Raw genomic sequence first — 13940 nt, 5'->3', positions numbered from 1 at the left:
CTGCTAATTCATGTCTTGATACAAGCCGAATTGATCCGAATAAAACCAAGGATTGTCGCTATTCGGACGAATCATGATTTCGCCGTAACGCTCGGATGCGGCTTGTAATAGCTGTTCGGGATCGACGTCGGCGCCGGCCGCTACGCTATCGGCGTGTTGGCGCAATATGCTTTGGTAATCGCGCGTCATCCATGATCGGGCCTGGGCTTTAGCCGAAAAGGGTTCCGCCGGCACGATGTTGTATACGGATTGGCGAGGGATGAATTGCCCGCGTTCGTCCTTCTCGCAAAACACCGCTTTACCGTCTCGCCAGACCAAAAATAGCGATGTTTCCGGATTGCCGGCTCGAAACGGGTTGATTTGCTGCGGCACGGCGGTTAGCCACCAATTTTCGTGCAGCCAGGCCTGCAAGGCTTGCGGGCCTTGTTGCCGGTAATCGGTCAGGCTTTGATGTAGGGCTTGGTGTTCCAGGTCAGCTAAGCGCTGTTTCGGCTCCAGCTTTTCCGGGCGTTGAATGCGCGGCACGGCATTAACGACTTTGTTCAATTCGGCTTCGTCCACCAATTGAGCAAAGTCGTGGCTGGTCAACCTTAGACTTTTGCCGTTTTCGTAACCCGGTCGGCAATAGGCCGGGCCGCCCGATTGCCGCAAGGCTTTCAGGTTGTATTGCATCACGGCGATATTGGCGTGTTCGATATCGGCCGATAGTCGACGATGGCGTAGCACCCGGCCTGCCAACTGGATGATGGAACGAAACGACGACGGTTCTATGACGGCCCAATCGAAATCGTGGTCGCGCCCCACTTCTTCCACCGGCGTCGCCACCAGTATGAACAATACGTCATCGGCTGCTGTGGAATCCAAATGCCGGCGGATTGCGGGGACCTGAAATGCTTTCGCTGTTTGGCCTGGTTTTTCCTTGCGTTGCAAAATTTCATCCAAATGTTTTTCCTGTTCATGACGTATTAGCAGCACTTGCCGGCTATGGTAAGCCATGATTTTCGGCTCAATGCTGCAGCCCCATTCCGCTTGCAACATGTAGCGTGTCAGCGCGACGCAAGGCGGAATGTTCGCCATCCGCACTACGCCGAACGATACGCGCTTTCCGGTTTTGGCATCGATGCTGTGATGATCAGCGTGCAGCCGTTCGGCGGCTAGCCGAATTTTGGCGAAATACTGTTGCCGTTGCTCAACAGGCTGGCTTTTCAAGGCAAGCAGTTCGTCGCATCGTTCGATAATGGCTTTACGTTTGACAAGTTGCTTGTGCAGATGGCCGACCCGTTTGCCAATGAACTGCCGGTGTAGCTGCGCGTATTGCCGGCAACGGCTATCGGAATCCGTGTTGTCCAGTCGCTCGACTTGCGTACCGAACTCGTCGATCCAGGCGCAGGCCACTAGCGGATGGGCGGTTTTGAAATGGCTGTGCAATTGCCAACCGGCTTGATACGCATGGAAAAAACCTTCCGCCAAATCCGGTGGAATCGTGGCGGAGGAAATCATCACCTTGCGGCCCAACATGCCGGCCAAATGGATCAAACGGCCGATGGCAATCAAATCGGTGCCGTCAAAGTCGTCCACTTCGTCGATCACCAGATCGGAGGACAACAGGCGCAGACAAGGCAGGATGAATTTGCCGCCGCGCCGGGTTTCGGTGGCGACGATGATGTGGTCTATCGTGCAAGCTAACACCGGCTTGTATAAAAATGCCTTGTGTTTTTCGGTCAGCCGGGGTTGATGCTTGGGAAACAGCACGTCGAGAAATTCGGCATGCGGCATGTCGCCAAAATCCAGATCTTCCGCCAATAGTTGTTCTCTGGATTCGGACCCGATGTCTTCGTAGCCGGGCGGCTGGTCTTTTTTCCGCGCGGCTTTGTCGTAAAGCTGTTTGATTGCCGCCGAGCCGATCAAAACCGCCAGGTCCTGGTCGGTCAAACCCAATCGATTGCGGTATTCGTTGCCGGTTTGCAAGGTCAAGGTCCGCAAACCCAAGGCCAGCACGTAGCGCAAACTATCGCCGTCGTCCGCCAGTGCGCGCATGACTTTGGCATTAGCCACGGTTTTGCCGCAGCCGGTGCTGGCCATATTCACCACGAACCAGCCGTAGCCTTGTTCTTGCTGGGCTTGATGTTGGGCTTTGAAGCGGGCGATGCCGTCCACGGCCTTATCCTGCCATTCGAAACCGGCGGGACTTTTTTGCTTGAGGCTTTTAATGTCGTAGGCGGCATCCATCTCGCTACTGAAGCGCGACAGGGTTTGGCTGATTTTCAAAGCTTGATCGCCGACGCGGACCAAATGCTCGTCCAGTTTTTGTTTGAGCCGTTTTTGGCTATCAGTGTTAGCGTAAAGATCGATTACCGACTGCCAATTGCCGTCGGCTTGGCAGGACGAGTAATAGTGATCGCCCAGCATCAGGCACAAACGCGCATGGTGCAGCAACAGCCGGTAGGCGCCGTTGTCGAGCAAGGCTTGGATCGGCACTTGGTTCTGTAGCAACTTGGCCGACCATTTTTTCAGTTGTTTGCGCCATGGATCGGATTGCGACAACAAACCGTCTGGAAATTCGAAGCAGGCTTTCAGGCGCTTATCGTCGTCGTTGGGATTTTGGTAGCCCCAGTCCGCGTTCAAGCTTTTCAGCATGCGCGCCAGACTTTCTCGATTCTGTCCCGACTCGTCGTTCGGTTTGAAGCGACTCGGCAAGCGGTGATGACTCATGATCAACCAGCCGACGAGTTGTGCAATCGGCGGTAAGTCGGCCAATGGATTTTTCAGGTTTTCGGCGGTCAGATTTTTTAACGCTGCTTCGTCCCAGTTGTCATCGCCCAACAGCCTCAGCCAAGTTTTGTCTTCATCACCCGCAAGCCGTACCAAACCATTCAACAACAGACAGGAAATCCATTCGTGGCGTAGCGGATCGCCTACGCAAGAGCTGGATTTGAGTTTGCTTTGGAACAAAGCAGTTGCCTTGCCCCAATCGTGTAGTAACGCCGCAACTGCGACCAAGGCTTTGATGGCCGGCAAATAGGTCCAGTTGTTTTCCCATTGGCTGTTCAGCAGATTCTTTTGCGTGCTGTTGACCGGCACAACCCCCTCGGCATTGAAGCGCTTGCGATTGCCGACTATCCAAACCAATTCGCTCCGGCTCCGTGACCTAATCCAATGGCAACTAACCGCCGTATTTTTGGTGGCGGTCTTGCGCAGCAGGGTTTTGACGGCGATCAGGCCTTCTTCGGTAATCACGGTTTGCCAGGTGTTGTCGCCGATGCGGTTGGCGAAGGCGTCCAGCACGCGGCGGGTGCGGGCCAGGGCTTTTTCTGGCATTGGCTGACGAAGGTGACCATCATGGGCGGTCGTCCAGTTGATGTGTTCGTGGTTCGACTGGCTCACCACGAACGGTTTTGTTTACGTCATCAGTTTGTGGTTCGACAGGCACATCACGAACAGTTTTGTTTACGCCGTCAGTTTGTGGTTCGACAGGCTCACCACGAACAGTTTTGTTTACGCCGTCAGTTTGTGGTTCGACAGGCTCACCACGAACAGTTTTGTTTACGCCGTCAGTTTGTGGTTCGACAGGCTCACCACGAACGGCATTGTTCACGTCGTCGGTTTGTTGTATGGCGGCTCGCTTGACTTGCTCGAACATAAAATCCAGCGCTTTGTGGTCGGTGAATTTTTGCAGGATTTGCTGGCGGAATTCCTGTTCGCTCATTTTTTCCTTGGCGCAGACGAAAGCCCAGGGCAGGACGATGGCGTCCTTGACCAGGTCGGCAACGTCGAACACCAGCGCGCCGCGCCGGGTTTTGCCGTGCATGACCGCGAAACCGTGCGGGATGCCCAGTACCCATAAGGTGGTGGCGGCCAGGCCGTAGGCCAGGTAATTGCCGTGGTTAAGGAAACCGTTGGCAAGGTCGGTGGCGTCGTGGTCGCGGCTGAAATCGCCGTGTTGGGTGGCCTTGGCGGCGTAACGGTAGAGCTGTTTGGTCAATAGCGCTTCGCGTTGCAGCAGGTCGCCGGTTTTTTCGGCGCTGCCGAGCTTGCCGGCGTAATTGTCCAGCGCGGCAGCTATGGCGCTGTCGTCAGCGAAGATACCTTCAGCCTGCAGTTCGCGGTCCTTGCTCCATACCTTACGAATGTAATCGACGCGGGCTTGTTGAAAAGCCTTGGCGACTGTCAGACGTTGCGCGTCGTCGAACCAGAATTTCAGCCAGCCCTGGATGTATTCGGTGGGGCGGTATTCGCTTTGCGGGGTGAGCCATTCGATTTCGCAGCCGCTAAACAAGGGCGTGCCTCCGCCGCCGCAAAATCCCACCAGCACGCCGGCGCTGGCCAGCATCCGCATCGCTGCCTGGGTAATCGAGGTGCCGGTGCCGAGCAGAATCACCGTGGTATTGGCGATGGGGATGTTCCAATACAGGTTTTCGTCCTTGGCTTCGGTCAGGTACAGCACGCGGCCGTCCTTTTGCATCACCCGGCATTTTTCCAGGTAGTAGATGTTGGCGCGCTTGGAGTGGAGGATGGCTTTTAGGTCGGTGAGTTGTTCCATAACCGTCGGATGATTGTTCCAAAACGGCCCGGATTATTGCCGCGTCGGCGCGCCAGCGTCAAGGCTAGACAAAGGAAGGGAGAACGGCCTGCCGTGCCGGAATATCAGCCATCACGGTTAAAGCCGTTGCAAAGGGTCGAATTTGCGTCGGGGCATCGGAGCGGCGGGAATGCGTAGCTGTCGGTCGAGTCGAGTGCCGCGCCTATTATAACGGCCCTTAGTTACCGTTCGCCCTGTGCCTGTCGAAGGGCTCGCCAGCGGGTTTCGACGAGCTCGGCCCGAACGGACTACCCGTGGTCAATAGGGCCGAGTTTGCGTTTGACGATACCGATTCGGAACGCGTTCCAGTGCTATTGAAGCCGTTTCCACGCCGCGAAATTTTTGCCAAAAAAAGCCCCACGAAGTCAGTGGGGCTTTTGGGGACTGGGCGGACCGGAGCCGCCCTATTTTAGGTAGCAATCAGCGATTAATCCTCGCCGCCGAACACGCCCAGCAATTGCAACAAGCTGGTAAACAAGTTGTAAATCGAAACGTACAAGGACACGGTGGCCAGAATATAATTGGTCTCGCCGCCGTGGATGATTTCACTGGTTTGGTACAGGATCATCGCCGACATCAACAGGATGAACATTGCCGATACCGCCAAGGACAAGGCCGGAATCGAGAACAAGACCGCCGCCAGACCGGCCAGGAAGGCCACCATGATGCCAACCATTAAAAAACCGGCGATGAAGCTGAAATCCTTGCGGCTGATCAGCGCGTAAGCCGACAAGCCCAAAAAGATCACTCCGGTACCGCCCAACGCGGTCAAGACCAATTGATGACCGTTGCTGTAGGCCTGGATGTACATGTTTAAAATCGGTCCCAGCGTCATGCCCATGAAGCCGGTCAACGCGAACACGAATACCAAGCCCAGCGCGCTATTGCTGAACCGGGTGGTCAGGAACAACAAGCCGAAATAGCCGACCATCGTCACGATCAGGCCGGGATGCGGCAGATTCAGCATCATCGCCAACGCGGCGGTGCCGGCGCTGAACAATAAGGTCATCGACAACAACAAATAGGTATTCTTCAAAACTTTATTGGTCGTCAGAATGCGAGATTCCGAACGAACGGTTGCAGTGTTTAAACGCATGATTGGTTATCCTCTTGAGTTGAACAAGTGTCGCTGTGACCGTTTAATCGCGCCGGAGTTTCCCGGCATCGGCAGCGCCGTCTGCTAGTATACCTAAACAATTTGCAAACTAGAGGCTAAAAGGTGATGACAAGCACCACCCCCTACGAACTGGCCGGCGGCGAAGCGGCGCTGCGCAGTCTGGTCGACCGTTTTTATTTCTACATGGACATTCTGCCCGAAGCCCAAGGCATACGGGCGATGCACGCCGACAATCTGGCGTCGGCCAAGGACAAATTGTTCAAGTTTTTCTCCGGCTGGCTGGGCGGCCCGGATCTTTTCATGCAGGAGTTCGGTCATCCGATGCTCAGAGCCAGGCATCTGCCGTTTCGAATCGGCGAGTCCGAGCGCGACCAGTGGATGCTGTGCATGAACAAGGCACTGGACGAAATCGCGATGGACCCCAGACTCCGGGACAATATCCGCGCGGCCTTGCAAAATCTGGCCACGCACATGATCAATCAGGACACCTAGGAAACCCTCCCATGTCTTTATCCAAACAATTGTTAATCCTGATCTCGGCGCTGTTTTTGATGATATTCAGCGTCAACTTCGCGCTGAGCGTCGGCAACATCAAGGATTATCTGGAAGGCGAGTCGAAAAGCCATGCCCAGGATACCGCGACCTCGCTGGGCTTATCGCTGAGCCCGTACATGACCAACCCGGACGATCAAGTCATCCAGTCGATGGCCAGCGCGATTTTCGACATGGGCTATTACAAGGAGATTCGCATCGTGGACGCCGAAAACCGCGAACTGGTCGAACTGATCAGCGAAAAGCGCGTGGAGGGCGTGCCCGATTGGTTCATCGACCGGCTGCCGATGACCTCCGCCACCGCCGAAGCCGAGATCAGTACCGGCTGGAATCTGGCCGGCGTCGTCTACGTGACCGTCAATCCCGGCTTCGCCTATCTGAAACTTTACGAGCAAGCCAAATCGGCGTTTTACTATTCGTTGGCCGCCTTCCTGGTTTCGATCAGTCTGCTGGTGTTTGTGTTGCGGATGACGCTGGCGCCGTTGAACAAGATCGACTGGCTGGCGCACCGGATCAGTGAAGGCCATTACGAAACGATACACGCGCTGCCTTGGACCCGCGAGGTCCGCAATGTCGCCGCGTCGATGAATACGATGTCGCAAAAAATCAAAACCGCGATCGCCTCGCTGCAAACCAAGCTGGACCGAATGGGCGCCAGCCTGTTGCGCGACGATTTGACCGGTTTGTATAAAAAATCGGTGTTCGAAACCGACTTGAAACCGCTGTTCGCCGAGCACGGCGACGCCCACGTCGCCTTGATCCGCCTGGACAGTCTGTCCGAATTGGTCAAGGAACACGACAGCGCGGCCATCGACGATCTGCTGAGCCGCTTCGCCAAACTGCTGCAACACACTGCGGATAGCGCGGCCCATCCGGTCAAGCCTTACCGGTTCTACGGCGCCGAATTCGCGCTATTGATCGAAACCGCCGACCAAGGCTTCGTCGAAGATTTGTTAAGAAGCTTGGCCGTCGATATCGCGCAATTGGGGGAACAGTACCGTAAACCCGACTTGGTCCACATCGGCGTCGCTCGCCTGAACCCGGTCGGCAGCGCCGAATCGCTGTTGGAAGCCGCCCACGAAGCCCACGAACAAGCTCAGCTGATCGGCGCCAACAGTTATTTCATTCGGGCCGGCGACAATATCGCCCGCGACATCACGGCCTGGAAGAGCTTGGTGTTCGATTGCGTGGACCGCTGCGACTATTCCGTGTGGTATATCGGCCAGACCGCCGCGTTCGCCACCGGCGCGCTATTGATGGAAGAAGCCTTTATCCAAGTCCACGACCGTCACGGCGAACTGGTCGCGATCGGCCCGTTCATTTCGATTGCCGAGAAGTTCGCCAAAATCGTCGACTTGGATCGGGGCATCATCGAACAAGTCGTACACCACATCCGCGACGGCCACCTTGCCCATAGCATCGCCGTCAACCTGTCGACCCGCACCGTCAGAAACGGCGAATTTCGCCGTTGGCTGGAAATTTTGTTAAAGCAAAGCCCGATCGCCGCCAAGCAACTGGTCTTTAGCCTGTCGGCTTACGCGGTCGCCAAGGATGTCGAAGCCTACCGGGATTTTATCGCCGACGTGCATAGCCTGGGCGGCCGGGTCATGATCAAACGCTTCGAAACCCAATCGCTATCGGCCGAGACCGTCAAACGTCTGCGGCCGGACTTCATCCGTTTGGCCCGCGACCTCGGCAACGGGGTCTGCGACTCGGCGCAAAAACACGTGTTCGTACAGACCGTTCAAGACATCGCGGCCCTAATGGACATTGCCGTTCTTGCCGAAAACGTTCAATCGGAAGCCGACTACCAAACCTTGAAGGCGATGGGTCTCGCCGGTGCTAGCCGTTAGTATCCGGGCGCCGCGCGGTCTGATCGGCGCGGTATTCGCCGCTTTTTGGCTGGCGTGTCTGGCCTTGGCCCAGGATTTCGGCCTCGATCCGGAAATGCTAGCGGCGGTCGAAAAAATACGGCGCGCCGGCCAAGCAGCGGCTGTTGGACTGGCAGCAACTGATCGCCAGCGGCCGCGACCTTTCCGAAGATGAGAAAATGCGCCGGGTCAACGACTTCTTCAATCAAAACGTCGAATTCGTCGACGACATCGCGCTGTGGCACAAAACCGATTATTGGGCCACGCCGACGGAGTTTTTGGTCAAGGGCGCCGGCGATTGCGAGGATTACTCGATCGCCAAATATTTCACGCTGGTGGAAATGGGCGTCAGCGACAGCAAATTAAGAATCACCTACGTCAAGGCACTGGAGTTGAATCAAGCGCACATGGTACTCACCTATTTCGAATCGCCGCGCGCGGAGCCGCTGGTCTTGGACAACTTGAAAACCGCCATCCTGCCGGCCAGCAAGCGCCGCGATCTGCAACCGGTCTACAGTTTTAACGGTACCGGCTTGTGGCTGGCTAAAAGCAAGGGCTCCGGCCAGCGCGTCGGCGGCTCGGACCGGATCAGCCTGTGGACCGAGCTGAAAGACCGCATGATGGAGCCGCCGCTGTGACCGCCGCCACCGAATTTCATCTGCGCCGCAGCAACCGGGCCAAACGCACCCGCATTGTCGTCAAACCGGGCCGGGTGGAAGTGGTCGCTCCGCCCAAGGTTCCCGAACGACAAATCCAAGCCTTCGTCGCCGCGCAACAGGATTGGATCCGCGCGGCGCTGCGACGGGTCGCCGAAAAACCCGGCCGGCGCCGGCTTGGGCACCGGCGCTATATACTGACGGCGCGGCGGTCCCGTATTTGGGCGAGCGGATTCCGCTGCGGATCGAAACCGCCGCCCGCAAAACGGTTGGCGTCGAGCTACGCGACGGTAGCGGCTTTCACGTACGCATGCCGGCCGGCGAGACCAGCGACGAATCCGAACGCATCCGACTGGCGCTCGGCGACTGGATGAAACGCCAAGCCCGTATCCAAGCCCTGCATTGGATAGAACGCCACGCCCCTCGTCACGGCTTGATGCCGCGCGCCGTCCGCATCAAAACCCAAAAAAGCCGTTGGGGCAGTTGCGGACCGAAGAACGACATCAATTTGAACTGGCTGTTGATGCTGGCACCGCCCGCCGCGCTGGAGTACGTCGTGGTCCACGAACTGTGCCATATCCGCCATAAAAATCATTCGGCCGATTTCTGGCAATTGGTCGAAGCGCATTTGCCGAACTACCGGGAGCAACGGCTTTGGCTGAAGCAACACGGCGCCGCGATCATGCAAGGTTTGTAGCATGCGAAATTCGGTTTTTTACTTGTTCGCGGCCGTGTTGATCTTCGGCGGCCAATTTTTGGTCAGCCAGGATTTGGTGACCGGCAAACCGCCGGCGATCGAGCAACGCACGTTGCAAAACCGCGATGCGCTGGCCGGGGTCGCTCAAGGCCCGGCGCTGATTTATTTCTGGGCCGGTTGGTGCGGCGTCTGTCGCGGGATTCAGACTCAAGTGGATAAGGTGTTGCGCGATTATCCCGGCCTGACCGTGGCCGAGCGCTCCGGCGATGCCGCCGAGGTGGCTCGCTATCTCAACGAACGCGGTCTGGATTGGCCGGTGGTCAACGACCCCGACGGCGAGTTGGGGCTGCGCTACGGATTGCGCGGGGTGCCGGCGCTGTTCTTTCTAAACCGTACCGGCCAAATTGTGTTTACCACGGTGGGTTATACCAGCGAATGGGGCTTGCGCGCCCGTTTGTGGCTGGCCGGACTGATCTAGCGCGATTTAGGAAAAGTCGCCGAGCGCCGCCAAATCGCGCTCCAGCAATTCGCTGTCGCCGAGATTCAATTCGACCAAGCGGCGCAAATAGGAAATGCTTTCGATGTCGATGTGCTCGCATTTGAAACCCACTTGCCCGTCTTCGGCATGGGTGGCGCTGACGGCCATCTTGATCGCCGCGTCGTCGGACAATTCGAAACTCAAGGTATAGTCCCCCCCAGACCGGCGGTCCAGGCTTGATCGAAGCGCAACAGACATCCGCGCAGGCTCAAATCGGCAATCTTGCAAGCCAGCGGACCGTCCGGACCGGTCAACACCGCGCCGGCATGGTAAAAAATCCGTTGAAACCGGCGTTTGTCTTCGCTTTTTTCGAATGCCATGGCGCTATTCCGGGAAAAATTTCATTTCGACATTGTCGACGACAATCACATCGCCGGCGTTTAATCTGACGATCCGGTCGCCCAGCGGCTCCCGGTTGACGGCCAAGCCGTCGTGACCCTGCAGCGCCGACACGAAATAACCGTCCTTGCGACGGGCGATGACCACCACGCCGGCGCCGTCGTGGCCTATCCGGGTCATGGCTTTTCTAAGCCGCAACACCCGGCCGATATGGATACCGTTCATCACCTGTAAATTCGCTTCGGTACTTTTAGCGGCCTCGTCCAAACGGCGATTCAAGGCTTCCACGCCCGCGTCCGGATTGGCGACCGGCGCCGTGAACACCGCTTCCTGAAACCGGCCGGTGGTCTGATAAAGAATGTAATGCTTGCCGATGTTGACGATATCGTTATTGCGCAAATTCCATTCCTTGGCGCGCTGATTGTTGACGACCAGCGGAAACTCCTCGTTCAGCTGCTTGATCACGCAGTCGTCGCCCTTGACCACCGCTACCGCATGGGCCGGCGCGACCGCCAGACTGTCGACGACCACGTCGTTGGTATCGTCGCGGCCGATATGCACGATGCCGGAATCGAATACGCCCGCCTGGATCGCCTTGTCTTTAAAATAAACGGTAAATTTCGCCATCGTCGATAGTCAATTAGTCCCTGCGCCGGTTACCTAGTATAGCCACTATCACTTCCGTTGCAGAGCAAACCGGAATTTGAAAGCGATCCGGCCCGTTATTGGAAAAAGAGATGTTTTACAACAAAATGACTCGGGATGTTTCCCGATTCCGCGACGGCACGAATAATCGCCTTTCGGTCCGCCGTCGCGTTCTGCGCTAAACTTGCCCTATCACCCAGTCAACCGCGACGACCGCCATGCCAGATCTATCCGCGCTCCCGAATCCCGAACCGTTGATTGCCCAGGACATCTATATCGCCGGCACCGACGAGGGCAGCGGCAAGTCCTTGATCATGCTGGCCGTGATGGAGATGCTGTCCGGTTTCGCCGGCCACATCGGCTTTTTCCGGCCTATCATCCAAACCAGTCCGGCCAAGGACGACATGATTCAATTCATCAGCCACCGCTACGCGCTGCCTTGTCCGCCGGAAGCGATGTACGGCTGCAATGCCGACGAGGCCCGCGAGCTGCTGGCCGCCGAACAATACGACGAACTGCTGAAATTGATTTTGGCCAAGTATCGGGCCTTGAAGGCGCGTTGCGAACACATTCTGTGCGTCGGCACCGCGCCGCGCCGCGACAACGCGGCCTTCGCCTTCGAATTCAATCTCGACGTCGCCAACAATTTGGGTTGCTTGCTGATGCCTGTCATTCAGGGCTCCCATCGTACTCAGGAGCAAATCCTGCATAGTCTGGTCAGCCTGAAACACACTTTGCACGAACACGATTGCGAGTTACTGGCCACCGTCGTCAACGGCGCGTCGCTCGAGCTGACCGACACCTTGCGCCACACCCTCCCCCACGATCCGGAATTTCCGGTTTACATCGTTCCCGGCGATCCGGCCCTGGAGAAACCCAGCGTCGGCGACATCGCCTGGGCCATCGACGCCAAGGTATTTTCCGGCGAGAACGGCGCGATGGGCCGGGAAGTGTCGCATTACAAGGTCGCGGCGATGCTGGTACCGGACTTTCTGGATTACGTCGAAGCCGGCGATCTGATCATCACGCCCGGCGACCGCTCCGACATCGTCATGGCCAGCCTGATGGCCTACCATTCCAAAAATTACCCGCAAATCGCCGGTTTGCTGCTGACCGGCCACCAGGAGCCGGCGCCACAAGTGCGGAAATTGATCGACGGCCTCGGCGAAACCCCATTCGCGGTTCTCGGCGTCGATTCCGACACCTTCACCACCGCGATGCAAGTCAGTCAGATCGGGCCGCGCTTACATAGTCAAAACGAACGCAAAATCGCCAAGGCGCTGGGCTTGGTCGAAGCCAATATCAACATGGTCGGCTTGCGCCTGCGGCTAAGCAGCAAAGTCAGCGGCAAGATCACGCCGCTGATGTTCGAATACGATTTGTTGCAACGCGCCAAGGCCAAAAAGCAGCACATCGTGTTGCCGGAAGGGAACGAGGAACGCATTCTGCGCGCCGCCGAAATCCTGCTGCTGCGCGACGTGGTCAAAATCACCCTGCTCGGCAACGAAGCGGAAATCCGCCAAAAGATCCAAAGCCTGTCGCTGAAACTGGACGGCGTCGACATCATCGATCCGATGACTTCCGAACTACGCCGGCTCTACGCCGAAACCTATTACGAAGCCCGCAAGCACAAATGCATCGTCTTCGATACCGCTTACGACTTGGTCGCCGACGTCAGCTATTTCGGTACCTTGATGGTCCACCTCGGCCACGCCGACGGCATGGTATCGGGCGCGGTGCATTCCACCCAGCACACGATCCGCCCGGCGTTCGAAATCATCAAAACCAAACCCGGCGCCTCCATCGTCTCCAGCGTGTTCTTCATGTGTCTGGAAGACCGGGTACTGGTTTACGGCGATTGCGCGGTGATCCCCAACCCCAACGCTCAACAACTGGCCGATATCGCCATCAACGCCGCCGATACCGCGCGATCCTTCAATATCGAACCGCGCGTGGCCATGCTGTCCTACTCGACCGGCGAATCCGGCAAGGGCGAGGCGGTCGATAAGGTCCGCGAAGCGGTGCGCATCGCCCAATCCTTACGCCCCGACCTGCTGCTGGAAGGACCCATGCAATACGACGCGGCGGTCGATGCCAGCGTCGCCAAGACCAAATTGCCGGACAGCCAAGTGGCCGGCAAGGCCACCGTGTTCGTGTTTCCGGACCTGAACACCGGCAACAACACCTACAAAGCCGTGCAGCGCTCGTCCGGCGCAATCGCGATCGGCCCGATTCTGCAAGGCTTGAACAAACCGGTCAACGACTTGAGCCGCGGCTGCACGGTGACCGACATCGTCAATACCGTCGTGATTACCGCGATCCAGGCCCAGCAAGCCGCGCCGGCGTGACGCTGCCGATGAATTCCGCGAGACTAACGATCTGGGCCTGGCTGCTATGGGCCGCGCCGCTAACGGCGGAAACCCGCATCGCGATTCTGAACTTCGAGCTCAAGGATATGACGCTGGCCCCCGGCGTACCGGCCGAAATCCAGCGGACCGCGTCGTTAAAACCGTTGCTGGAACGCGAATTGGCCGGCGCCGGTTATCGCATCGTCGATATACCGGACGCCGAACAACGCGGCGCGGACAGCGGCGTCGGATATTTGTTCGATCATGCCGACGCGGCCGCTCAACTCGGCTCGCGCCATGCCGCCGATTACGTGCTGGTCGGCCGCTTGCACAAACCGTCGTTTTTATTCGTTTACTTGATGGGCCACTTGGTGGAGGTCAAGCAGCAAAAAATAGTCGGCAACTACATCACCGAATCCAAGGGCGGCGACGCCAAATTGACCGGCAAGGCCGTCGAGGCGCTGGCCGCCAAAATCGATCAAGACCTGGAGCGCCGCTACTCGCCGCCACCGCCCGATTCGGCGCGCCGAAGCCAGCCTGACGATGACGAATTCGTGTTCACACCTGGCCGAAAATGAAGTGGCCGTGGGAGCGGCCT

General features: G+C 57.5%; 13 protein-coding genes and 1 pseudogene. 8 read left to right on the top strand and 6 right to left on the bottom strand.

The window, feature by feature from the left end:
* Window positions 1–3: 3 nt before the first annotated feature.
* The 3 genes from cas3f to ACP4CD_RS00905 all read right to left on the bottom strand — a co-directional run bounded on the left by cas3f (window position 4) and on the right by ACP4CD_RS00905 (window position 5675).
* On the bottom strand, window positions 4–3318 hold the full coding sequence (gene cas3f, locus ACP4CD_RS00915; protein ID WP_426993000.1) for a type I-F CRISPR-associated helicase Cas3f: 3315 nt from the start codon (window positions 3316–3318) through the stop codon (window positions 4–6).
* Window positions 3319–3337: 19 nt separating this feature from the next.
* A complete protein-coding gene (cas1f, locus tag ACP4CD_RS00910; RefSeq protein ID WP_313729770.1) occupies window positions 3338–4540 on the bottom strand; it encodes a type I-F CRISPR-associated endonuclease Cas1f in 1203 nt (400 codons plus the stop codon).
* 466 nt (window positions 4541–5006) lie between these two features.
* Complete coding sequence (locus tag ACP4CD_RS00905; protein WP_139306118.1) at window positions 5007–5675, bottom strand: Bax inhibitor-1/YccA family protein; 669 nt, start codon at window positions 5673–5675, stop codon at window positions 5007–5009.
* A gap of 126 nt (window positions 5676–5801) precedes the next feature.
* Between ACP4CD_RS00905 and ACP4CD_RS00900 the strand changes: the two genes are divergently transcribed.
* The 6 genes and pseudogenes from ACP4CD_RS00900 (at window position 5802) to ACP4CD_RS00875 (ending at window position 9950) form a co-directional block, all read left to right on the top strand.
* Entirely contained in the window at window positions 5802–6188 is a 387-nt protein-coding gene (locus ACP4CD_RS00900) for a group II truncated hemoglobin (RefSeq protein ID WP_064031493.1), read from the top strand.
* Window positions 6189–6199: 11 nt separating this feature from the next.
* Window positions 6200–8101 (top strand): LapD/MoxY N-terminal periplasmic domain-containing protein, encoded by a 1902-nt coding sequence (locus ACP4CD_RS00895; protein WP_426992998.1) that lies wholly within the window; start codon window positions 6200–6202, stop codon window positions 8099–8101.
* A gap of 143 nt (window positions 8102–8244) precedes the next feature.
* Complete coding sequence (locus ACP4CD_RS00890; RefSeq protein WP_426992996.1) at window positions 8245–8757, top strand: transglutaminase-like cysteine peptidase; 513 nt, start codon at window positions 8245–8247, stop codon at window positions 8755–8757.
* Window positions 8715–8879 (top strand): annotated as a pseudogene (locus tag ACP4CD_RS00885) (hypothetical protein); the annotation flags it as partial. The gene ACP4CD_RS00890 and the pseudogene ACP4CD_RS00885, both read left to right, overlap by 43 nt.
* A 116-nt stretch (window positions 8880–8995) precedes the next feature.
* Window positions 8996–9472, top strand: a complete 477-nt coding sequence (locus ACP4CD_RS00880; protein WP_426992995.1) for a M48 family metallopeptidase — start codon at window positions 8996–8998, stop codon at window positions 9470–9472.
* Between the two features lies 1 nt (window position 9473).
* Window positions 9474–9950, top strand: coding sequence for a protein disulfide oxidoreductase (locus tag ACP4CD_RS00875; RefSeq protein WP_071155678.1), 477 nt, complete (start codon window positions 9474–9476; stop codon window positions 9948–9950).
* Window positions 9951–9956: 6 nt separating this feature from the next.
* On the opposite strand, the gene ACP4CD_RS00870 is transcribed toward ACP4CD_RS00875, so the two are convergent.
* Genes ACP4CD_RS00870 through ACP4CD_RS00860 form a run of 3 tightly spaced genes read right to left on the bottom strand, consistent with a single transcriptional unit; the run spans window position 9957 to window position 10976 of the window.
* Window positions 9957–10154 (bottom strand): hypothetical protein, encoded by a 198-nt coding sequence (locus ACP4CD_RS00870; RefSeq protein ID WP_426992993.1) that lies wholly within the window; start codon window positions 10152–10154, stop codon window positions 9957–9959.
* Complete coding sequence (locus ACP4CD_RS00865) at window positions 10151–10330, bottom strand: PilZ domain-containing protein (RefSeq protein WP_426992991.1); 180 nt, start codon at window positions 10328–10330, stop codon at window positions 10151–10153. Before ACP4CD_RS00865 ends, ACP4CD_RS00870 begins: the two co-directional genes overlap by 4 nt.
* Window positions 10331–10334: 4 nt before the next feature.
* Window positions 10335–10976, bottom strand: coding sequence for an FHA domain-containing protein (locus ACP4CD_RS00860; protein ID WP_064028012.1), 642 nt, complete (start codon window positions 10974–10976; stop codon window positions 10335–10337).
* A 236-nt stretch (window positions 10977–11212) separates the two neighbouring features.
* Here ACP4CD_RS00860 and pta point away from each other — a divergent pair, with 236 nt between their 5' ends.
* Both pta and ACP4CD_RS00850 read left to right on the top strand, forming a co-directional pair.
* Window positions 11213–13342 carry a phosphate acetyltransferase gene (pta, locus tag ACP4CD_RS00855; protein ID WP_426992989.1) on the top strand — a complete coding sequence of 710 codons (2130 nt, stop codon included), beginning with the start codon at window positions 11213–11215 and terminating at the stop codon, window positions 13340–13342.
* Window positions 13343–13350: 8 nt separating this feature from the next.
* Window positions 13351–13920, top strand: coding sequence for a DUF2380 domain-containing protein (locus ACP4CD_RS00850; RefSeq protein ID WP_426992987.1), 570 nt, complete (start codon window positions 13351–13353; stop codon window positions 13918–13920).
* The last annotated feature ends 20 nt before the right edge of the window (window positions 13921–13940 follow it).

This window comes from Methylomonas stagni (genome assembly GCF_050154735.1).
In the GTDB taxonomy this organism is placed as follows: Bacteria; Pseudomonadota; Gammaproteobacteria; order Methylococcales; family Methylomonadaceae; genus Methylomonas; species Methylomonas koyamae_A.
This window is presented reverse-complemented; position numbering and strand designations above follow the sequence as displayed.